A 21,057-nucleotide genomic window follows, 5' to 3' on the forward strand; every position below is an offset into this window, starting at 1 on the left:
CCAGGTGACGGACGCAGTACCGGAAGGGCCCACCACCGAGAAGAAGTCTCACCGACTTCGATGGTGGATCGGTGGGGGGCTCGCAGTCCTGGTGCTCCTCGTGCTCGCCGGGTTGTATCTCGGCTACCTGGCGTTGAAGGCCAAGGACTCGATCGACTCGGCGCGCGGACACGTCACCACCGCGCAGCGCGCCTTCCTCGCCGGTGAGACAGACAAGGCTGCGACATCGGCCGACGCGGCGGTGAGCGCCGCGAGTTCGGCGAAAGACGATGCGCACAACGTGGTCTGGTCCGCGGCAGCGGCGATTCCCTGGCTGGGGGATCCGCTGAAGTCGGTCCAGGAGCTGACCGAATCCGTGGACGCGCTGGCCACCGACGTGCTGTCACCGACCATGCAGCTGGCCGATGTCATCAGCCCGGACAATCTCCGCACAGAGGACAGCGCCATCAACACCGCCGCACTGGCGCAGGCACAACCGGAGTTGGCGCTCATCGCTGATCGCGCCGAGGCGGTTCTGGCGGACGTGGAGGGCACCGACGGCACCTGGTTGAGCACCGTGTCCGATGCGCGCACCCAATTGCTCGATCAGCTCACCGAGTCGGCCCGGTTCATCCGCGGTACCGACACCGCGGCCAGGCTGCTGCCACCGATGCTGGGCAACAGTGGAGAGCGTAACTATTTCTTCGGATTTCAGACCCCGGCCGAATCCCGGCCCACCGGAGGGCTTCTCGGCGCCTACGGTGTGGTGAGTGCGGAGAACGGTCGCGTCGATGTCGAGGATCTCGGTGCGAACACAGACATCGACGCCCCGCAGAACCCGCTCGACCTCGGCGAGGAATTCAACTACAACTACGGCATCAACCGCCCGTACAACGATGTTCGGAACAGCAACATCAGTGCACACTTCCCGTACGCGGCGCAGATCTGGATGTCGATGTGGCAGCAGCAATCCGGGATGGAACTCGACGGTGCGATCGCGCTCGATCCGATCGCGCTGAGCTATCTGCTGGACGCGGCCGGCCCCATCACCCTGGCCGACGGACAGAAGGTGACCGGCGACAACGTCGTCGAGCTGACGTTGTCGACCTCGTACGAACAATTCGAGAACGACAACAGGGCCCGGAAGGCCTACCTGCAGGAGATCGCGCAGATGGCGGTCTCCAAGATCTCGTCGCTGCGCGGGAACACCGCAAAAGTGTTGGAGGCCTTGGGGCATGCGGTCCACGAGGAACGGCTCATGGTCTACAGCGCCGACGAGGAGGAGCAGCGACTGCTGGCCGCCGCCGGCCTGACCCACGAGGTGGCCGAAACCACGGCGCCGTACGCCAACGTCGTCCTCGGCAACCTGGCCGGGAACAAGATCGACTACTACCTCGAACGGTCGATCAGCTACCGGTCCGGCAGCTGTGAGGGTGAGAAGCGCACATCAACCGTCGAGGTGAAGCTGACGAACACCCTGACCGATACGAGTCTGCCGCCGTACGTGGCGGGAAGTCTCGGCAATCCCCAGCTGAAACTCCCGCCGGGGACGAACTATTCGGCGGTCACGCTGTACGGCACCACCGGAGGCGCCATCGACGGGGTCACCGTTGACGGACAGGCGATGCTGTACTCCACCGGCACCGAGCGCGGACACCCGTTCGCGACCGCGCAGGTGAAGATCCCCGCAGGCAAAACGGTGACCGTCGCCTACCAGGTCACCGAGCCGGTCTCCGCAGGCGCGGCCGTCGTACCCGTGCAGCCGCTCGTCGACGACCCGGAGGTGAAGATCGATGTCCCCACCTGTGAGTGAGAACGCGATCGAGGTCTGCGACCTCCGGATGAACTACCGGGGTGTGGACGCGCTCAAGGGAATCGATCTGGTGGTTCCGACGGGCACCGTGATGGGTCTGCTCGGTCCGAATGGTGCAGGCAAGACCACCACGGTCCGGATCATCGGCACCCTGCTCAAGCCGACCGGCGGCTCCGTGCGGATCAACGGCGTCGACGGCCTGGCACACGCCCATCGGGCACGCAGCCTCATGGGATTGTCCGGGCAGAACGCCGCGGTCGACGACAATCTGACCGGACTGGAGAACCTGGTGATGATCGGCAGGTTGTCCGGTCTGGGCCGACGCCGAGCCGTGGTCCGGGCGCGAGAGCTGTTGGAGCAGTTCAACATCGTCAAAGCGGGTTCGCGTCGGGTGGGCACCTATTCCGGCGGTATGCGTCGCCGGATCGATCTCGCCGGTGCCATCATCATCCGCCCACCGGTACTGCTGCTCGATGAACCCACAGCCAGTCTCGACCCCATCAGCCGGACCGAATTGTGGTCGGAGGTAAGGGCTTTGGTCGGGTCGGGCACAAGTGTCCTGCTGACCACGCAGTACCTGGAAGAGGCCGATCAGCTGGCCGATGCGGTGACCGTGATCGTCGGGGGTGAAGTCGTGGCCCGCGGTACCCCGGCCGAACTCAAGGCGACCCTGCGGACGGCGCAGGTCCGCCTGCAGTTGTCGTCCGCCACCGATGCCGAGTCCGCCCGGGACATCGTCTCGCGGCTCGACGGCGCATCCGGGGTCGACGTCGAGGGAACCACCCTGACGTTCTCGGCCGCCGACGCCGGGCCCCACCTGGCCCGCGCCATCTCGATGCTGGCCACCGGAGGCATCGGCGTCGACGACGCCGTGACCTCCGAACCCACCCTGGACGACGTGTTCGTATCCCTGGCAGGACGCTGATGACCGAACTGAAGCCCGCGACCGAAACGAAGCCGGCAATGCCCTTGTCCGAATCCCAGCTGTTCTCCGGATCCATGGTGGGCCCACGACCACGCACTGTGATGACGTTCCTGATCGACTGTGAGGTCGTCGCGGTCCGGAACATCCGAACCATCCTGCGCAACTGGCAGATGATCCTCGGAGTCGTCCTGCAGCCGCTGATGTTCGTGCTGCTGTTCTCGTACGTGCTCGGGGAGGCGCTCGGCGGTGACCGCTACCGCGAGTTCCTGATCGGCGGGATCATGACGCAGACGGTCGCCTTCAACGCCGGATTCACGGCGCTGGGACTGGCGACCGACATCAAGGACGGCATGATCGACCGATTCCGGGCGTTGCCGATGTCACGCCTGTCGGTTGTGGTCGGCCGGACGATCTCCGATGTGTCGGTCAACATCGTCGGATTGGTGGTGATGTCGCTGGCCGGTCTGGCGATCGGCTGGCGGATCGACACCAGCTTCTGGGAGGCGCTCACGGGCTATGCCATTGCCCTGTTCTTCGGCTTTGCGCTGTCGTGGGTCGGTGCGGTGGTGGGTTTGGTGGCCGGCTCGGCGGAGGCCGCGCAGAGTCTGTTGCTGACCGTCCTGTTCCCGTTGACGTTCGTCTCATCGGCCTTCGTTCCGGCGTCGACTCTTCCGGCACCATTGCGGGAGATCGCCAACTGGAATCCGGTCACCGCGGTGGCGCAGAGCCTGCGTGAATGCTTCGGTAACCCGACGACGGTGAATCCGCTGTTGCCCAACCCGGTGACGTGGGCGTCCGAAAATCCTCAGGCCTACTCCCTGATCTCCATCTGTGCCCTGCTTCTGATCGCGGTACCCCTCGCGTCGCTGGCGCTCAAACGCCTCTGAACACCCGGGTGAGCAGGAAGATCGGGGCTCGTGACGCAGGGCATGACTGAATCATCCGAATAGAGGGTTTTCTCAGGTTCACTTGGCAGAATGGTGGCCATGATCGTGTTCTGGGTCACTGTTGCGGTGATCGCCTGGCTTGTTACGTCGGTTGTGGTAGCAATCGCTGTCGGTCGCGCAGTTCGTCTGCGCGACGTCGCTGAAAGTTCCGGCGGCCGCACCGGTGATGGCGAATCTCAGCCCAGGGCGTCTTGATTGTCGTTAAAATGCACGAATTCGTGCCCGATCTGCTGCGCATACCCCAATTGCAGCGCGAACACTGGAGAATTGTGTGATCGTAAGGATCAAAGTTGTGGGGTTGGGAAGTCAGGGGTAGCAAGATGCGGGTGATCGAAACGAGGGCCGGAGTGCGGCAGGACTGGTCGGGCTGGGATGCCCGGTCGCTGGCGACCGTGATGGATTCACTCGTCGGTGGACTGGTTGTGGTGACCCCCGAGGGCAAGGTCGAGGCTGCGAACGAAGCCGCCGACCGGATTCTGGAACTCTCCGACCGGCGATCGAAACTCGAGTTCAACGAGTCGGGCCCCGTGACGTTCCGCAGCGATTCCGGCGCACGCCTGGTTGCCGGCGATTTCCCCAACCAGCGCGCCATCGCCACCGGCGGTCCGGTCTCGGACATCGTCCTCGGCGTCGACCGGATCGACGGCAAACGCGTCTGGCTCGACTGCAGTGCCACCCTGCTCCACCCTGACGACCCGGAATCCCTGGTGATCGTCTCGTTCAACGACGTCACCGAATTGCGGACCATGCGCGAGCGCCTCGCGATCGACGGCGAACGCGACGCACTGACGGGCCTGCCCAACCTCAAGTACGTGATCCGGTACATCAACGAACTCCTGGGGACCGTCCGTTCACTCGATCGTCCCAAGGTCGATGTGGTCATGGTGATCAACTTCGACAAGCTCCGGCAACTCAACGACTCCCTCGGACACCTCGGCGGCGACCGGGCACTGGCGATGACGGCCGAACGGTTGCGCGACGAGTTGCCCGAGCCGCATCTGATCGGCCGGGTCGTCGGGGCCGAGTTCATCGCGGTCCTGCGCGACGTCGACGAGGAAGACGTCGAAGACGTCTCCGACTTCGTGCACGTCCTGTTGACCGAGCCGTCCGAGATCGACGGCACCCAGGTCCGGCTCCGGGCAAGTGTGGGGATGGCACGTATCCGGCCGGGCGATCGGCGCAGCGCCGAGGACATCATCAGCGCGGCCGACACCGCGATGTATCACGCCCGGACCAAGGGTGGCGGTCACACCGTCGACTTCGACGCCCTGAACCCCGCCGATCAGTGACGGTGTGTGATCACCGAACCCGTTTGATCAACGACCCGGAGTTGTAGCCGGCCCCGTCGGCGCGCAGTTCTGCCTCGGCCAGGCGTCGTCGGAGTTCGGCGTTCTGTTCTCGCAGCGCCCTGAGTTCGGTTGTTGTGCCGCTGCTCATCTCGATGTCCCCGTACTGGCGGCGGGTGTGGAACAGCGTGGCCACCGACATGTCGAGTTCGATCGTGATCGCCTCCGCGGCCATCTGCTCGACGGTCTTGGCCTTCGCCGTCCGTCTGCCATCGCGGCGTTTGTTGCCCATCCCGGGGATCGGCAGCGGGCTGCGGGGTATCTTGTGCGATCGGTAACGCCACACCATGCTCCAGGTCTCGCCGACATAGATGGTGAACGCGATGCCGGAGATGACCGTCAGTGCGACCAGCATCGCGTCGCCGTGCAGGAAGATGATCGACGGCACCATCGTCGCCGCGCGGAAGATGTCCCACATCATCCGGAAACGGGTGCGCCCCAGGAACGGCAGGATCCGGTCGATCGGGATGATGACGATGTTGAGGCAGTTGTAGACGGCGGTCGCGGCGAAGAAGGACCACAGGTCGCCCGAGGTGGCGGAGTCGGGGAGTATGCCCGTGATCAGCACTGCCACAACACTTGCGACGAGGCACCCGAGGCCGAGCGCGGAACCGAACAACAATCCGTTTCTGGTCCCCGATCGGACCGTCATCCGTGACTCTTCGCGTATCCCTCGGGCGACGGTGGTGTCGATGGCCGGGGTCAGGATCTGCCCGGCGATGGTCTGAAAACCGTTGGTGACCCGGGTCGCCAACGCCCAGGCGGGTGCGAAGCTGCCCATCGTCCCGGAGGCCAGGGCGCCGGCCTGCATCGAGAGCCCGTTGAAGAACTGTCCGGTGATCAACGCGCTGCCGCTGCGGATGTCGTGGCCGATCGAGCGGAGTCCGTAGGGTATCCGCGAGAAGGTCAGCCGCCGGATCTTTGTGCGCAACAACGCTGTTGCTGCCGAGAGTCCGTACGCCGCCGCGATGCAGGCGATGAAGCTCAACTTGTTGCCGGCGGCCAGGCACAGCACGACGTTGCCGGCCAGCAGGATGCAGGCATAGGTGAAGCGCATCGTCATGAACTCGGGGTAGCAGTCGGCGGCCACCAACACCGCCTGCGCGATCAGGTAGGACGCCTGCGCCACCAAGACGATGGCGACACTGGCGATGAGGGAGCCGGTGGAGTGTTCGCCGGCGGTATAGACGACCACGCCGGCCAGCAGCGCGGTCAGGCCGAGGGAGCCGGTGCAGAGCAGTGCCGAGCGAACCAGGCTCTGTGATCGACGTTCCCCGAGATGCGCGGTGGGCAGGCGGTAGCCGATGGCCAGGGTGGATACACCGGCGGTGATCGTCGAGAACGCCACCACCACGAGGATGAACACCAGAACGTCGTCGAGACCGAAGAACGCCGGAAGAACGCCGGACACCAACGTCATTCCTTGCGCCACAAATCCCACCCCTACGGAGCGGAGGTTGTTGATGCGCGAGAGAATCTGCATTCCGGGCGCTACGAACCCGTCCGATTCAACACGGAACGAGCAGTCAGGATGATGATCTTGATGTCGAGCCAGACCGACCAGTTCTCGATGTAGAAGTTGTCGTAGAGCGCCCGGTCATTGATGTCGGTGTCGCCGCGGAGTCCGTTGATCGCCGCCCAACCCGTGAGCCCGACGGTGACCCGGTGCCGGTCGGTGTAGGAGTACACCGAGTCGCTGAACTGCGCGACGAAATGCGGGCGCTCCGGTCGGGGTCCGACGAGCGACATGTCACCCCGGGCCACATTCCACAACTGGGGTAGCTCATCGAGAGACGTCTGCCGGAGAAACCGGCCCAACCTGCCGGTGCGCGCGGTCTGGTCGGGCTGCCAATCGGTATCCGAGGTGCGGGTGGCGACCGGGCGCATCGACCGGAACTTGTAGAGGGTGAACGTCTTCCCGTGCCGGCCGACGCGATCCTGGCGGAAGATGACCGGTGCGGACCGGTCGTTGAGATACACCGCTGCCGCAGCGGCGGCCAACAGCGGTGACAGGAGGATGAGCGCGGGCACCGTCAGACAGAGATCGAGCAATCGCTTGCAGTACCAGTAGAACGTGCGCTGGGCGTTGCGCCTGACCTTGATGATCGGGATCGTGTGAATCCGGTCCATGCCGGGGGTCAGATGCAGGAACTCGAAAAGCCGCGGAACGATGTAGATTTCGCAGTTCATCTCACCGCAGGCTCGGAGGTCTGCCACGAGTGAGGAGTCGGGGCGGTTCCGGAACGTGACGATGATCGTGCCGATCTGTTCGCGCCGGACGATCTCCGCGAGCGGGATACCCGAGACGACCGGGATCCGGAACTTCTCGGTGTCGAACATGGGGTCGTCGTCGATGACCACCACCGGCTCGAGTCCGAGCTGTGGCTGCCGGACCGTGCTCTCCACGAGTGTCGCGGCCACCGTCCCGCCGCCCACGATGGCGGTGCGACTTCGTGCGCCGAGACGACTGCGCCGACGTCGGCGACGCATCCAGTAATAGACGAGGCGGATGGAGAACAACACGGCGGTCAGGGCACCGACGGTGAACAGGGCGCGCAGCGTGGAGGACTCGTGCGCGAAGACGACAAAAATCGCCAGGACCGCGATGGCGACCGTGCCCGCCAGTTTCGGCAGGTTGTCGAGCGCAGAGAGCGTGATCGCGCGGGCGTAGCCGCCGGAGAACTCGAGGAACAGGGTGACGACGAGTGCGGCGAGGAGGGCGACCTCGAAGGAACTCGCCCCGAGCGTGATGACGGCGGTGACCGCGGCAAAGTCCAGCATGACCAGGGTCGTATCGGTACGCCGCAGGGTTCTCGAGCCTAGTTGGACCGCGGCGCGGCTCGCTGAGGTTTCGGTGGTGCTCATCGGCGTTCGGCTTTCTGTCCGGACGTGAGCGATCGGGTCAGCTGTGCCGTCGCACGCGATGACGACCGGTGATCGAAGAACATCTCGACACGGGCTCGTCCGGCCAGACCTTCTGATCCGGCCAGTTCGGGATCGTCGAAACGTTTGCCGATCTCCGCTCCGAGACCGTCGAGGTCACCGACCGGAAGCACCGCTCCGGCCGTGCCCACCGACTGCTTCATCCCGCCACAGTCGAAGGCGACGACGCAGGTACCGCTGGCCATCGCCTCCATCGGGACCAGCGCCATACCCTCGGCCCGGGACGGGACCACCACGACGTCGGCGGCCGCCATGTACGCGGTTGCGTTGCCGCGGTTGCCCACCCATCGCACCGACGAATGGCGACCGTGGGTGCTCTCTTGCAGTTGCCGCGCCAGTGGACCGTCACCGACCATCACCAGCTGGGCCCTCGGGTGGGTCGATATCACGTCCTGCCACGCCTGCAACAGCATGTCCTGACCCTTCTGCCGGGCCAGCCGGCCCACACAGACCGCCAGCGGACCGTCGGGCAGATCCAGACTCGCACGAAGCGTCGCGACATCGGTGGACGGCCGAATCCGCTCGGAGTCAACACCATTGGCGATCACCGAGTAGTTCCCCTCGATTCCCGCCGAGATGCCGACACGACGTTCTTCGTCGCTGACACAGACCAGGTGATGGGCCCACCGCGCACCGAGACGTTCCCAGGTACGGGCCAACCGGGTCAGTGGGGAGTCCGCGGCCTGGAAGGACCACAGGTGGGGCTGGAAGATCGTCGGCACCTCACCCCGCAGGGCGAGCCGGCCGGCCAGGCCCGCCTTGGAACTGTGCAGGTGGACCACGTCGGGGGCGGTGGCCCGAAGTATCGCGCGCAGGCGCGTGGTCTCGGTCAGGGTCGCCGGCCCGGGGGTACGGGTCGCCGGCCACGGATGCACGGGTACCCCCAACGCGGCGGCGCGTTCGGGAAGTGCGCCGACGGGCGGGCAGGCCAGCATCGGCGACCAGCCGCGCGATATCTGGTCGGCGAGCAGGGTCGCGACGACCTCCGCCACACCGGCGTCCACCGGCTGTGACACATGCATGATCTTCACGGGCGTTGTCCTGCCGACGGATTCGAGTGGACCGGAGGAGAATCACTGGAGAACGAGATGTCGCAACAGCGCATCGTAGCTCTCCATCATCAGCTTCGGGTTGTATCTGGTCCGGATGGTCTCCATGCCGAGGTCGGCTTCACGCGCACGGGCCGAACCGTCGTGCAACATTTCCCGAAACGCCGCGGCGATCGCATCGACATCCTGTGCGGAGACCAGGCGCCCACCACCGGTGCCCAGGATCTCGCGGAGTCCGTCGACATCGGTGGCCACCACCGGCCGCCCGGCCGACAGCGATTCCAGGATGGAGATCGGCAATCCCTCCCAGTCGCTGGTCAGTACCGAGATATCGCATGCGGCAAGAAGCTTGGGGACATCCGAGCGCACACCGCTACCGAAGAACCGCACCCGGTCACCCAGATCCAGACGCCGGGCCTGGGCCTCGAGCTCGGGCCGCAACGACCCGTCCGAGGCGAGTATCAGCAACTCGTCGCCCGGCAGCTGGGCCCAGGCGTCGAGGAGCACGTCGTGCCGCTTCTGGGGTTCCATCCGCGCCAGACACAACGCGACCGGTTGATCGGCGGGTATCCCGTATTCGCGGCGGCAGGCCTGGCGGTCCGGGCGGGGCATGTCGGTGATCGCGTTGCGGATCACACTGAGCTGCAGGGGCCGGCGGCCGGCGACGGACCGCAGCCGGCCGGCGATGGCTTCGGACACGGTGACGATGTGGTCCGCGGTCGCGGCCAGGATCCGGGCGGAATGGCGGTAGTCGTCGTCGGCCACACCGTGAAAGATCGAGAGCACCGGGACCTCGCGTTGCGCCAGCCGGGTGAGTGCGCTGGCCGACACGTTGTGGGCGATGATCGCATTGGGTCGGTATTCGGAAATCGCCTTGGCTGCTTGGATTCTGGCCCTCATCAGACCGCCGAGCGATCGTCGGGGCGGCTCGACGAAGAACTGCGGTACGCCCGCTTGGGCCAACATGTCGGCCCGTTGGCCACCACCGGAGGCCACGGCGGATCTCCATCCCATCTGCTCGCCACCGCCGACCAGTTCGGCGACCACCGATTCGGCCCCGCCCACACCCATCTCGCTGATCACGTGCAGCACCCGTAGCGAACTCGTCGCAGTGCCCCCGGTGCTCATCAGGACCAGATCTTCCACGGGGCCTGGCCGGCGTCCCACATCTGATTGAGGTTGATCTTGTCCCACATGGTGTCCATCCCCAGCCAGAAACCGTCGTGCCGGTACGACGACAACTGGCCGTCGGCGGACAGACGTTCCATCGGGCGGCGTTCAAAGATGGTCGGGTCGCCGTCCTCGATGTAGTCGAGGATCTCCGGCTCGGCCACGAAGAACCCGCCGTTGACCCAGCCGCTGCTGCCCAGTGGTTTCTCACTGAATGTGGTTGCGCCGCGGTCACCGATCTCCAGGGTTCCGTAGCGGCCGGGAGGCTGCACCGCGGTGACCGTGGCGATCGTGTTGTTGTTCTTGTGGAAGTCGACGACCTTGCGGACATCGAGATCGGCGACCCCATCGCCATAGGTGAAGGAGAACGTCTCGTCGCCGATGTGCTCCCGCGCCCGCAGCAGTCGGCCGCCGGTCTGGGTGTCGAGGCCGGTGTCGAGCAAGGTCACCTTCCACGGCTCGGCCTTCGACTGCAGGGTGGTGATGGTGTCGGTCGCCAGGTCGATGGTCACATCGGAGGTGTGCAAGAAGTAGTTCGCGAAGTACTCCTTGATCATGTAGCCCTTGTAACCGAGCAGCACGACGAACTCGGTGATGTCGGCTGCACCATAGATTTTCATGATGTGCCACAAGATCGGCTGACCGGCGATCTCGACCATGGGTTTGGGACGGGTTTGCGATTCCTCGCTGATGCGGGTGCCGCGACCACCCGCAAAGATGACAGCCTTCATGGGTTGTCCTTTTCTGTGTGTAAGAAAGTGCGCAGCAAGCTCACGACCCGGTCGACGTGCTGTTCTTCGAGCATCAGCGCGGACGGCAGGTTGATCGATCGCTGGGCGATGTCATAGGCCACCGAATTGGTGGCACGTGCTGCGGCGACCTGGTCCGGATAGGCGGAGAACGCCTGCAGGGAACTCAGTGGTGGGAAGAAGGGGCGCGTATCGACACCGTTGTCGTCGAAGTACGCCATCATCTCGCGGGTCGAGGTACCGAACCGTTTGTCCACGACGATGTTCGTCATCCAGTAGGTGTTGACGCAGTCGTCGCCCTGGGAATTGAGTTGCACGCCGTCGAGGCCGGAGAGCCGGTCTCGATACCAGCCGAACAACTGCCGTTTCTTCGCGACCAATTCGTCAACGCGCTGCAATTGGGCGCGACCGAAAGCTGCTTGCAAACTACTCATCTGATATTTGAATCCTGGAATATCAGAGACCAATTGTGCGTGTGCGCCCGGTCGACGTCCGAGATTGCGGAGTTGAGCCATCTTCTCGAACAGGTCGGTGCGGTCGGTGACCACCATCCCGCCCTCGCCCGAGGTCAGCGTCTTGGTGCCGTGGAAACTGAAGACACCCACATCGCCGAGCACCCCGGCCGGAATGCCGTGCCGGACCGCGCCGATCGCCTGGGCGGCGTCCTCGATGATGGGGATGTCGCCGGCGAGTTCGCGGATCGCGTCCATGTCGGGGACATCGCCGTAGAGGTCGACGGTGACGATCGCCTTGGTCCGGGGGCTCAGCCGTTGTGCCACCGAATCGGCTGACAGGCACCAGGTGTCGGGGTCGATGTCGGCGAACACCGGGGTCGCACCGGTGTAGGTGATCGGGGCAGCGGTGGCCACGAAGGTGGTCTCCGGGACGATCACCTCGTCGCCGGGGCCGAGATCGAGGGCGGCCATGGCCAGGTGCAACGCCGAGGTCGCATGGGGGACGGCCAGTGCGTGGCGGGCTCCGAGGTGGGAGGCGAACTCCTGCTCGAACAGCCCGGTGGACTGGCCGGCGTTTCCGTACCAGTCGTGCAGCGCCGCGTCCGCGACGAACTTGGCCTCGAGTTCGGTGACCCAGGGCCCGGCGACAGGAATGCGTTTGGAGAAGTCGTGCACTGCCATGCCTACTCCATGGTCTGGTTCGTTCATATCGTTACAACGCTGCGTAGATCGATGTCGAGGGTGCCGGCGTCGAGGAGCTGCTTGATGGTTCGCAGCCGGAAGTACTTGGGTCCGTTGAAGAGTTCTTCGGTCATGGTCCCCGAGTAGGCGTTGTACAACTCTTCGATACCGAGGGGAACGGTCCACTGCGGGCGGTACCCGGGCAGGCTCCGTTCGATCTTCGAGAAGTCGACCTTGTAGTCGCGGATGTCCGGTGCGGCACCGTCGCCGAGGCTCACGACACAGTCGGGCACCACGCCGGCAACCAGATTCGCGATATCCCTGACCTGGTAGTTCTCGCCGACGCGACCGACATTGAAGGCCTCGTTGTGGATGGCCTCGCGGGGTGCGTCGAGGACGCAGGCGAAGGCGTGGGCGATGTCGAGTACGTGGACGAGCGGGCGATGCGGTGTGCCGTCGCTCTCCATCACCACCTTGCCGCTGGTCACCGCGTGCGCGACCAGGTTGTTGACCACGATGTCGCAGCGCAGTCGCCGAGACAGGCCGTACGCCGTCGCGTTACGCAGATAGACCGGCGAGAAGTTCTCGTCCGCGAGCTCCGACAAGGCCTGTTCGACGCGGATCTTGGACTCGCCGTAGGGCGTGACGGGATTGAACTCCGCGTTCTCGTCGACCTCTTGGTCGCCGCCCTTGCCGTAGAGGCTGCAGGACGAGGAAAAAAGAAATCGGGACACTCCGGCCGCTTTAGCGGTCTCTGCTAAATGCACGGAAGAATCTAAATTGATCGTGTATGTCAGAATTGGATTGAGATCCGATAGAGGGTCATTAGATAGCGCTGCTAAATGAATTACCGCGTCAAACCCTTCGAGGTCCTCCGGGGTGACGTCCCGTAAGTCCTTCGCCACCACCGGCATAATGTCCGGCGCCCCAAGGAAATCCCCGGTCGCGAAGTAGTTGTTGTCCAGGCCGAAGACCTCGTGGCCGAGCTGGGTCAGCATTGAAGACATCTCGGTTCCGAGATATCCCAAGTGGCCGGTGATCAGTAGTTTCATATTCGCTTCAATCGGTGCGGGAAGATTTTGGAGTGACGATACTACGTAATTGAGCTGACGATAAATGTGATAAATCACTGTGCCCAAGAAGGGCACATCTGAGCTATTGTGTGAAAAGAAGCGCCGCGAGTCGGCGCGTGCCCGCATCGCATGTCCGGGGGGAGAGTGCGAGATCGACCCCTCTGGGGTGGTTACCAAGACTAGGATTCGTCCGCGAAAACATGTTTACCTCAACAGGTCTGGCCGGTATCGGCTACAGGTACCAGCGGTACCGCCGGGTGTTCATGGCGCTGGCAACTGTGTACGCCTTTGTGTTCGGACTGTTCGTGGTTATGCACCGGACGATCATTCTTCCGGCCAAGTTCTCCTCTGACGGCGACGTGATCGGGCAGCTGGCCGCGGGCCGGATCGTCATCAGGGAAGACTCCTCGTACACGAATACCGCTCGGGTGTACGACATCTTGGGCCTGGGTTCGCACGCGACGAGCGCCTCCGTCCTGGGACTCGCGGCGGCGACGGCGGTGGTGCTCCTGTGTCTGGTGCGCACGAAGGGATTTCACGGCGGACTGCCGGAAGCGGCCCTGGCCGGTCTGATAATCGTCCTGGCCGCGGTGTACATCGGGTACTACTCCAAGGAGCTGACGGTTCTGCCGTTCACGGCCCTGGTACTCCTGGTGCCCAGTGGGGTCGCCTTCGATGCGGTTCTGGTGGCCGCGATGCTCGTCTACGCGCAGGTCTTCCGCCAGTACTGGGTCATCATCGCGGTCGTGTACGTGGCGCTAAGGATCGTGAATTGGCGTCGCATTCGGGTGATCTCGAGTGTGGCGATGGGGGTGGCCTCGCTGGTTGGACTGGCCGTGGCGTTTGCCGTGCTGCTCGGATTGCCCGTCGATCACTATCGCGAGATGGTGAACAGCGCTCGGGGTGCGGGACCGGATTCGATGACGGCCATCGGTTCGTTCACCGATATCGCCGATCCCCTCGGCGGCATCGTGAATGCGATTGCCAGCTTTGCGTTCTTGTTCGTACCCATCCCGATGGTTCTGCTCGGTGGCGCCTACTACGCCGGTCTGGCGGTACTGATCGCCGGCATCTGGGCATACTTCTTCGTGTCGCTGTGCCGGGTCGGACGGGTATTGCCGGGCGCCTCGACCGAAATCAATGTGTTGGTCAGAAGGTCGACCGCATTTGTGCTCGCCTTTGTCACGGTGCAGTCGATATTCGAACCCGACTTCGGTTCGGCGCTGCGTCATCAGGTTCCGATATTGCCTTTGGTATTGCTGGTGTGCCTGGTCGCACGCGGCTCGCCGGGGCCTGCTGACAGCTCGAACATCCCATACCAGGAATCCACCATGGAGCAGAAGACATGACATCCCGAACATCGGATCGACGAGATGCCAACTGGCTCAGGCTCTGTGCCAATGCACTTCGCAATGGTTGGATTCTGATCGTGGCGATCACCGTCGTGGTGGTGCTGGCGGGGTTGGGCTACACGCTGACGCAGAAGTCCGAGTACGAGTCCACCGCGACCCTGTACGTCAGTTCGGTGGCGAACCAGAGCGGTGAACGAGAAACGCCGGAGGGACTACAAGGACTCGTCGCGACCTATTCGGCGCTGGCCACATCCACCGAGATCGTCACCGCGGCGCTGCGCGACGCGCAGATCGTGATGCCGGTCGCCGACGCGATCAAGAAGATCACGACGCTGGCGGTGCCGGAGACTACACTGCTCGAGGTCGCGGTGCGGGACACCGATGCCGGCCAGGCCTCGCGGCTGGCCAATGGTGTCGCGGTCGCGCTGGCCGGTTTCATGTCCACCGCGGACAAGCAGGGTAAGTCGGAGCCGGCACAGATGCGGATCGTCACCCCGGCCGAGACCGGCAAGGCGGTATCGCCGAACCTGATCATCAACCTGCTCTGGGCCTTGATCTTCGGACTCGTGGTGGCGACGGCAGTGGTGATCGCGCGCGCCGTACTCGATAGTCGTCTGCGCAGCGCGGTGGATGCGGCGACGGTGCCGGGAGCGCCGCCGGTGCTCGGTGAGATCGCCCCGGGTGGTTTGGAGTGGCTCGACGAGTTCCCGTACCTGCCGGTTCGGGGCACGGCCGCGGCGCAGTCGTTCGACCTGTTGTCGACCAACGTCACCTATGCGGCCGGCGGCAGCCCCATCTCCAGCATCCTGGTGACGAGTCCGACCGATTCGGTCGAACGCTCGGTGGCGGCCTCGAATCTTGCTGCGGCCCTGGCGAAGACAGGACGTTCGGTGGTCCTGGTCAGGGCTGATCTGTCCGATGTCGGTCCGGAGGTGTCCGAGCCCGGCGTCAGTTCCGTCCTGGCCGATGGTCATCCGCTCGACGAGGCGATCTTCGGGAAGTTGGTGCCCGGACCTCTGGTGCTGGGCACCGGCCCCCGCAGCGGTGCGGGGCTGGAGTTGCTGAAGACCCCGCGCGCCACCGAGATGTTCGATGAACTCGAGAAGTCGTTCGAACACGTCGTCATCGAGGGCCCGCCGGTGCTCGATGGGGATATCGCCTCGGTTCTGGCGGTCGGTGCCGAAGGCACCCTCATCGTCTGTGTGGGTGGCCGGACCCGGGCGGGGGAGTACTCCGATGCGCTCGATCAGTTGGCCAAGGTCCGGGCCCGGGTGATCGGCTCGGTGCTGATCCCGGAGGTCGGCAGGCGGCGTCGAAAAGCCAAGAGCGACAGCCGGTCACCGTCCGATGACGTGATGACGGAACAACCCGGCTGGATCGAACCCGGCGAATCAGTCGAGCCGGTCGAACCTGTCGAATCGGTTGAACCCGTGGAGTCGGCCGAGGCGTTGGCGACGGTCAAGGCCGTCGACGACTAGGAGATCGAGATGCCTTCCGGGACATTGACGGTCTCGGCCGGCACATCGACGAACTCGTTGGCGTCGAGCGAACCGGTCGACCCGGCGCGGTCGAACAGGTTGATCCCGTTGGTGCATTCGACGATGCGGTTGCGGCGATGCTCGATGTGCCCGGCCGTGGCGTTCGTATCGAGGATGCCGTCGGCAAATCCCGAGATGGTGTTCTCTGAGGTGGTGGTGTCGGTCGGGCCGTCGTTGCTGTTCTCGAATTGGATCCCGGCATGGGCGCGATTGCCGGTGCGGGAGAGCGTGTTCTGGCGTGCTGCCGGGATCTCGGTGTGCCAGAAGGCGATTCCGTCACCTCGGAATCCGGAGAATGTGTTGCGCTCGTACCGGCAGGCCACCCCCAGGGTGATACTGCCACCGACGGTGGTCACGCCCTCGGCCGTCGACTCGCCGGTGTTGTTGACGGCAAGGCAATCTCGTGGCTGATCATCGGCGTCGTCGACGCCGAACATCGCGATGTAGGAGTCGGCATGGCCGGAGACGGTGATCGAGTTGCGTTCCACGGTGGTCATGGTGGTTGATCCGTACAGCATCACCGCGGCCCGGTGGGGTGCGTAGGACTGGCCTTGCCGGTCGGTGTCGGCGCGCGTGAACTCGATGGTGTTGTCGGCGACGGACACCTGGCTGCTGCGGATCACCGCCACACCCCACCAGGTGCTGTCGGAGACGGTGTTGTTGATGATCGTCGCCTGGGTGATGTCCTCGACGACGATGCCGCGGCGAAACTGACCCCGAACGGTGTTGTTGGCGACCGTGTAGGTGGAGTTCGGCATCGGTCCGGACTCTTGTTCGCGGTCTTTCAGTGCCTCACAATGGATTCCGATGCGTGCGTCGGATCCGGCCCGGCAGTCGACCTCGTTGCCGATGATGGTTGCGGCCGCGCCCCAGGTGACGATCCCGTCGCCCCGGTCTTCGCCCAGCGTCGACACGAGGTCGTCAGGGCCGTCACCGGCGCCGAGGACATCTTTGATGCGGTTGTTCAGGATTCGGGTGTAGTACCACTCGCCGTAGGGATCCACCCCGATCCCGCTCTGGAACGAATCGATGAAGCACTCGGAGATCTCGACGTTGTTGGCCTTGATCGTGATGGCAAACGGGTTCTCTCCGGTCTGTGACCGCGCCCCGAGCAGATCTGGATTGGTCATCCGCAGTCGATGGACCCGGGACCCCGATCCGGTCACGGTCAGTGCCGACGCCTGCGCGATCCCGTCGGTGAACTTCAGCTCGCCCGGACCGGAAAGATGTTTTCCACCAGGGAGTTCGAGGCCGGCGGTACACCGGAGCACAGCTCCGTCCGGGATCACGATCTCGCAGCCGTCCGGTCGGGTGTCGAGAATCGACTGCAGAGCCGCGGTCGCGTCGTCGGTGCCGGTCAGGTCGGCGTCGGCGTCGGAGAGGACATAGGTCGACGGGATACCGGGTTCGTCGACGGTGAGGGTCGGTGTGGCCGGATCCGACGATGAACATGCGGCGATCAGCAGGGCGGCAGCGGCCGGACTCGCCATCAGGAAACGACGCCGGGTCAGGGCGGTCGGGCGGGGGATCGGCACCGGGCCGGATTCGTGGGCGCTCATGTCTACGCCGATCGTACGGCCCGGCCGGTTACAAGCGGATGTCGCCTGCGGCTTCGGGTTTGCCGAACAGGAATCCCTGCGCATGGGTGAATCCGAGGTCGCGGAGCTTGCGCAGTTCGTCCTCACTCTCGACACCTTCGGCCACGGTCAGGATGCCGAGGGACGCCGACAACGTGCACACCGCGCCCACCAGGCTGCGCAATGGCTCGACGGTACCCACCTTGGAGACGAGGGAGCGATCGATCTTCACCACCTGTACCGGCTGCTCGACCATGTAACGCAGCGCGGCGAATCCGGTCCCGAGGTCGTCGACGCAGACCGTGCACCCGAGTTCGTCGAGTTCCAGAAGTGTTTGCGCCGCCGGAGATCCGACCTCGATCAGGTTGCGTTCGGTCACCTCGACCCACACCGCCTTGGCAGGCACGCCCGTCGCCGCGATGGCATCGGCGACGTGCTGCACCAGCCCACGGTCGATGAGCTGGCGGGCCGAGAAATTGACCGACATGAACATCGACATGTCGCCTGACTCCCGTTGCCACTGCGCGAGCTGCTCGAGCGCGGTCGTCACACCCCAGCGGCCGATCGGGACTATCAGCGATGTCGCCTCGGCCGCGTCGAGGAAATCGGCGGGGAGCCGGAGCTCATCACCCACCCGCCATCTGAGCAGCGACTCGAACCCGACCCGCTTCCTCGACGACAGATCGACGATCGGCTGGTAATGCAGGGCGAAGTCGCTGCCGATCGCCTTCGCCAACTCGGTGGTCCCGGCCACCTCGTGCTTGAGCAGCTCCAGCGACTGTGACGTCGCGCGGATCGACGTCGACGTCGTGCGGATCGCGTGGTGGACCGCAGCTGTGGCGGCCTGGACGAGCTCCCGGACGTCGTGGGCGGTGGACACCTCGGAGGCGAGCGCGATCCCGAGGCAGCTCGGTACGAAGACCGCCTGTCCCTCGACCATCACCTGACGGGACATGCGCTCGGCAAGGCGGCGTTCGACCGTCCTCACATCGACCGCGGTGGTATCGAAATACACCAGGATCAGGTGGTCGTACGGTCCCTCCCACACACCCGGATGGTCACCGAACATCTCGCTCAGTGCAGCAGCGACGGCCGGGCGGAGTTTGCTCGCCAAGTGAAATCCCAGCGCGGCGGTGATCAGGCAGGTCGGGTCCATGGAAACCAGGACCACTCCGAGGGAGGGGTAATCGATGCCTGTGAGGTGGCCGCGAATAGCATCGCGGTTTGCCACCTTGGGCTCCAGTGGCGGGGTTGACGCCGGCATGCACAACTCCCGATGATGTCCAGTCCAGCGCGACGGCATTCCCACGAATGCACTCGCCCCGCTCGTTCAATCGTTGAGACTACCGCGCTCCGGCGAATTTCCACCTAAGATGGCCCGCAAGTCGAACACGTGACTAGACTGGCTATGGTTGTTCCCAATCGGGAACCGGCGTTGAGTGGTAATTCGCGCCTCAAGGGTTCATCGTCGCATGTCCGGTCAGGTCTGGCGCGTCTGACCGGTGGCGTCGCCACGTGTTGGGGATTCGGATAGCTGATCGCTGTGGAGTACAAGTTCTCGGACCGCTTCGACGCACGATCAACTGCGGTACTGATAAGTACGGCGGGCGCTTTCGCGTTGCCATTGTTCGCGTTCATACAGCCGGAATTCATTATCGACGGCGGTATGAAATACCTGGTCGTCATCTGGCTTTTCAGTACATTTTCTTTCGCGGTCACGCTATATGTCGGCAGATTGTCCGATACGCAATTCGCAATGCTGGGATTCGGCGGAATGTTGGGTGTCGCATGGTCGGCCTATCTGGTGTCGGATCCGGCCGCGGCCCGGGCGATCGTGGCGCTGCTGGCCGCCATCCCGGCGATCGCTGCCATGGGCTCGTCGCGGCGGGTGACCGTCTCGTTCACCGTGCTCGCGATGATGCTCGCGGTGGCACTGTCGTCCTTCAACGCCACCTCGGGGGTGGCGCTCATCGTGGCGACCGGCGCCGCGGTCACCACTGTGTTCGTGCCGGTGTTCATGGTCGCAGCGCTCCGGAAGTCGCTCGGTTCGGTGCTCCTGAAGGTGGCCAAGCTAGGTGATACCGACCCCCTGACGGGCGTGCTCAATCGTCGCGGGCTGCTGAACCGAAACAGTGATCTGCTCGAGCGCATCGTCCGGACCCGTCAGTCGATCGGGTTCATGATGATGGACTTCGACAACTTCAAGTCCGTCAACGACAACCACGGGCACGCGGCCGGGGACGCCGTGCTCGTGACTGCGGCCGCCCTCATCGAGAAGACGGTTCCGAGCCGTTCGATCGTCAGCCGGTTCGGTGGTGAGGAGTTCGTGGTGATGACAGAGTCGGCCAACCCCGCAGAACTCGTCGACCTCGCAGAGCAGATCCGCGATCGGATCCAGGCCGAATGCGGTGTGACGATCAGTATCGGCGCCATCTATGCGCCGCTGATCCGGTCGACGACCGGTCGCCCCAACATCGACGACGTGATCGACTTCCTCACCAGGCAAGCCGACCGGTGCATGTATGCCGCCAAGGATGCCGGGCGAAATAAAGTGATCTCGCGCACATGTGCACCGATCGTGTGGGTTCCTGGCCCTCCGAGTGAGCCTCAGGTCGAGTTTGTCGCGGACGAACGCCGCGTGGGCAATCTCGATCTGGTCCGCAGACGGCGGGCCGCCGGCGTCCGCTCTCAGGCGGCGACGCCACTTGTCGATGACCAGCCGTTCTGATCGGCGCCGGCCGCGAGGATCTGTGTGTCCTGCATCATGTGGGCGAGCACCTTCGGCTTGGCATCGAGTGCGATCCGGTCGCGGTCCCACCACATCAGGCTGGTCTGGTAGCGCGCATCGGGGTACGGCGAGGCCGGGATGTCTTCGGCGACCCGGCCGCCGGAGGACTCCCAGCGACGCAGGACGTGGTCCGCGGCGGTGGCCATGATGTAGCGGGCACCGGTCAGCGTCATGGTCGGCAGGGCCACGCGGGCGAGCATCCCGGCAACCGTCGGGGCGGCCGGCCCCTCGGCGGCCCACGCCGTCTTCATCTCCACGACGCCATCGGCCAGACGCGAATCGATCGCGTCGATGACCATCTCCAGGCCCGGCTGACCAGCCCATTCGAGCAATGCGTGGGACTGGTGGGCGTTGCGGTAGGGTCCCTTGGCGCGGACGCCGCCGATGACCGTTCCCGATCGGTCGAGGGCGGCGTAGAACAACGTGGTGCAGTGGCCGCGGACGACGTCGTCGTACTCGAGGGCCATTTCCGCGCCGTACTTGGCGTAGCTTTCGCGAGCGCCGTCGAGATACTCGACCCACACATCCGGAACCGATTGCGGAGTGCCGACGATCAGAGTCGTCCCGGTCTGCTCGTCGATGACCCGAGCGGTGAAGTCACGCGCTGCTGAGCCGATCTGTGCGGTTCGACGATGGGGGGCGAATGCGGTGGTCATTGGGTCTCCTGGCCTG

17 protein-coding genes are annotated in these 21,057 nt (G+C 64.6%); 7 read left to right on the forward strand and 10 right to left on the reverse strand.

The annotated features are described in order from the left end of the window. Positions 1-4: 4 nt before the first annotated feature. The 4 genes from AC51GR_RS02710 (at position 5) to AC51GR_RS02725 (ending at position 4,953) form a co-directional block, all read left to right on the forward strand. Positions 5-1,792, forward strand: coding sequence for a DUF4012 domain-containing protein (locus AC51GR_RS02710; protein WP_496323094.1), 1,788 nt, complete (start codon positions 5-7; stop codon positions 1,790-1,792). Beyond that, positions 1,773-2,717, forward strand: coding sequence for an ATP-binding cassette domain-containing protein (locus AC51GR_RS02715; protein WP_496323095.1), 945 nt, complete (start codon positions 1,773-1,775; stop codon positions 2,715-2,717). Before AC51GR_RS02710 ends, AC51GR_RS02715 begins: the two co-directional genes overlap by 20 nt. Then, positions 2,717-3,604: an ABC transporter permease gene (locus AC51GR_RS02720; protein WP_496323096.1), complete on the forward strand. Its 888-nt coding sequence runs from the start codon at positions 2,717-2,719 to the stop codon at positions 3,602-3,604. The genes AC51GR_RS02715 and AC51GR_RS02720 overlap by 1 nt, the downstream gene beginning before the upstream one ends. Positions 3,605-3,990: 386 nt before the next feature. Beyond that, the gene (locus tag AC51GR_RS02725) at positions 3,991-4,953 is read left to right on the forward strand and encodes a GGDEF domain-containing protein (RefSeq protein ID WP_496323097.1); all 963 of its coding nucleotides are present in this window, start codon (positions 3,991-3,993) and stop codon (positions 4,951-4,953) included. A gap of 10 nt (positions 4,954-4,963) precedes the next feature. On the opposite strand, the gene AC51GR_RS02730 is transcribed toward AC51GR_RS02725, so the two are convergent. The 7 genes from AC51GR_RS02730 to AC51GR_RS02760 all read right to left on the reverse strand — a co-directional run bounded on the left by AC51GR_RS02730 (position 4,964) and on the right by AC51GR_RS02760 (position 13,256). Further along, positions 4,964-6,421: a hypothetical protein gene (locus tag AC51GR_RS02730; RefSeq protein ID WP_496323098.1), complete on the reverse strand. Its 1,458-nt coding sequence runs from the start codon at positions 6,419-6,421 to the stop codon at positions 4,964-4,966. Positions 6,422-6,501: 80 nt separating this feature from the next. Beyond that, positions 6,502-7,875, reverse strand: coding sequence for an exopolysaccharide biosynthesis polyprenyl glycosylphosphotransferase (locus tag AC51GR_RS02735; RefSeq protein ID WP_496323099.1), 1,374 nt, complete (start codon positions 7,873-7,875; stop codon positions 6,502-6,504). Continuing rightward, entirely contained in the window at positions 7,872-8,975 is a 1,104-nt protein-coding gene (locus tag AC51GR_RS02740) for a glycosyltransferase (RefSeq protein WP_496323342.1), read from the reverse strand. Before AC51GR_RS02740 ends, AC51GR_RS02735 begins: the two co-directional genes overlap by 4 nt. Positions 8,976-9,026: 51 nt before the next feature. After that, positions 9,027-10,130 carry a glycosyltransferase gene (locus tag AC51GR_RS02745; protein ID WP_496323100.1) on the reverse strand — a complete coding sequence of 368 codons (1,104 nt, stop codon included), beginning with the start codon at positions 10,128-10,130 and terminating at the stop codon, positions 9,027-9,029. Continuing rightward, positions 10,130-10,903, reverse strand: a complete 774-nt coding sequence (rfbF, locus tag AC51GR_RS02750) for a glucose-1-phosphate cytidylyltransferase (RefSeq protein WP_496323101.1) — start codon at positions 10,901-10,903, stop codon at positions 10,130-10,132. Before rfbF ends, AC51GR_RS02745 begins: the two co-directional genes overlap by 1 nt. Continuing rightward, complete coding sequence (locus tag AC51GR_RS02755; RefSeq protein WP_496323102.1) at positions 10,900-12,057, reverse strand: DegT/DnrJ/EryC1/StrS family aminotransferase; 1,158 nt, start codon at positions 12,055-12,057, stop codon at positions 10,900-10,902. The genes rfbF and AC51GR_RS02755 overlap by 4 nt, the downstream gene beginning before the upstream one ends. 23 nt (positions 12,058-12,080) lie before the next feature. Further along, on the reverse strand, positions 12,081-13,256 hold the full coding sequence (locus tag AC51GR_RS02760) for an NAD-dependent epimerase/dehydratase family protein (RefSeq protein WP_496323103.1): 1,176 nt from the start codon (positions 13,254-13,256) through the stop codon (positions 12,081-12,083). A 74-nt stretch (positions 13,257-13,330) separates the two neighbouring features. On the opposite strand from AC51GR_RS02760, the gene AC51GR_RS02765 reads away from it, so the two are divergent. After that, positions 13,331-14,479, forward strand: a complete 1,149-nt coding sequence (locus AC51GR_RS02765; protein WP_496323104.1) for a hypothetical protein — start codon at positions 13,331-13,333, stop codon at positions 14,477-14,479. After that, on the forward strand, positions 14,476-15,960 hold the full coding sequence (locus tag AC51GR_RS02770) for a Wzz/FepE/Etk N-terminal domain-containing protein (RefSeq protein WP_496323105.1): 1,485 nt from the start codon (positions 14,476-14,478) through the stop codon (positions 15,958-15,960). The genes AC51GR_RS02765 and AC51GR_RS02770 overlap by 4 nt, the downstream gene beginning before the upstream one ends. On the opposite strand, the gene AC51GR_RS02775 is transcribed toward AC51GR_RS02770, so the two are convergent. Then, positions 15,957-17,579, reverse strand: a complete 1,623-nt coding sequence (locus AC51GR_RS02775) for a NosD domain-containing protein (protein ID WP_496323106.1) — start codon at positions 17,577-17,579, stop codon at positions 15,957-15,959. The genes AC51GR_RS02770 and AC51GR_RS02775 overlap by 4 nt on opposite strands. A gap of 28 nt (positions 17,580-17,607) precedes the next feature. Next, on the reverse strand, positions 17,608-18,861 hold the full coding sequence (locus AC51GR_RS02780; RefSeq protein ID WP_496323107.1) for an EAL domain-containing protein: 1,254 nt from the start codon (positions 18,859-18,861) through the stop codon (positions 17,608-17,610). Between the two features lie 402 nt (positions 18,862-19,263). Between AC51GR_RS02780 and AC51GR_RS02785 the strand changes: the two genes are divergently transcribed. Then, positions 19,264-20,325, forward strand: a complete 1,062-nt coding sequence (locus tag AC51GR_RS02785; RefSeq protein ID WP_496323108.1) for a GGDEF domain-containing protein — start codon at positions 19,264-19,266, stop codon at positions 20,323-20,325. Here AC51GR_RS02785 and AC51GR_RS02790 read toward each other — a convergent pair. Continuing rightward, positions 20,286-21,041 (reverse strand): hypothetical protein, encoded by a 756-nt coding sequence (locus tag AC51GR_RS02790; protein WP_496323109.1) that lies wholly within the window; start codon positions 21,039-21,041, stop codon positions 20,286-20,288. The two genes, AC51GR_RS02785 and AC51GR_RS02790, sit on opposite strands and share 40 nt — an antisense overlap. Positions 21,042-21,057 lie beyond the last annotated feature (16 nt).

It is taken from the genome of Williamsia sp. z71, assembly GCF_059553375.1.

Coding starts and splice junctions, on each gene's coding strand:
- AC51GR_RS02715 (WP_496323095.1), top strand. CDS start 1,773: ATGTCCCCACCTGTGAGTGAGAACGCGATCGAGGTCTGCGACCTCCGG.
- AC51GR_RS02755 (WP_496323102.1), bottom strand. CDS start 12,057: ATGGCAGTGCACGACTTCTCCAAACGCATTCCTGTCGCCGGGCCCTGG.
- AC51GR_RS02720 (WP_496323096.1), top strand. CDS start 2,717: ATGACCGAACTGAAGCCCGCGACCGAAACGAAGCCGGCAATGCCCTTG.
- AC51GR_RS02780 (WP_496323107.1), bottom strand. CDS start 18,861: ATGCCGGCGTCAACCCCGCCACTGGAGCCCAAGGTGGCAAACCGCGAT.
- rfbF (WP_496323101.1), bottom strand. CDS start 10,903: ATGAAGGCTGTCATCTTTGCGGGTGGTCGCGGCACCCGCATCAGCGAG.
- AC51GR_RS02745 (WP_496323100.1), bottom strand. CDS start 10,130: ATGAGCACCGGGGGCACTGCGACGAGTTCGCTACGGGTGCTGCACGTG.
- AC51GR_RS02790 (WP_496323109.1), bottom strand. CDS start 21,041: ATGACCACCGCATTCGCCCCCCATCGTCGAACCGCACAGATCGGCTCA.
- AC51GR_RS02770 (WP_496323105.1), top strand. CDS start 14,476: ATGACATCCCGAACATCGGATCGACGAGATGCCAACTGGCTCAGGCTC.
- AC51GR_RS02760 (WP_496323103.1), bottom strand. CDS start 13,256: ATGCGGGCACGCGCCGACTCGCGGCGCTTCTTTTCACACAATAGCTCA.
- AC51GR_RS02785 (WP_496323108.1), top strand. CDS start 19,264: ATGAAATACCTGGTCGTCATCTGGCTTTTCAGTACATTTTCTTTCGCG.
- AC51GR_RS02775 (WP_496323106.1), bottom strand. CDS start 17,579: ATGAGCGCCCACGAATCCGGCCCGGTGCCGATCCCCCGCCCGACCGCC.
- AC51GR_RS02735 (WP_496323099.1), bottom strand. CDS start 7,875: ATGAGCACCACCGAAACCTCAGCGAGCCGCGCCGCGGTCCAACTAGGC.
- AC51GR_RS02765 (WP_496323104.1), top strand. CDS start 13,331: ATGTTTACCTCAACAGGTCTGGCCGGTATCGGCTACAGGTACCAGCGG.
- AC51GR_RS02740 (WP_496323342.1), bottom strand. CDS start 8,975: ATGCATGTGTCACAGCCGGTGGACGCCGGTGTGGCGGAGGTCGTCGCG.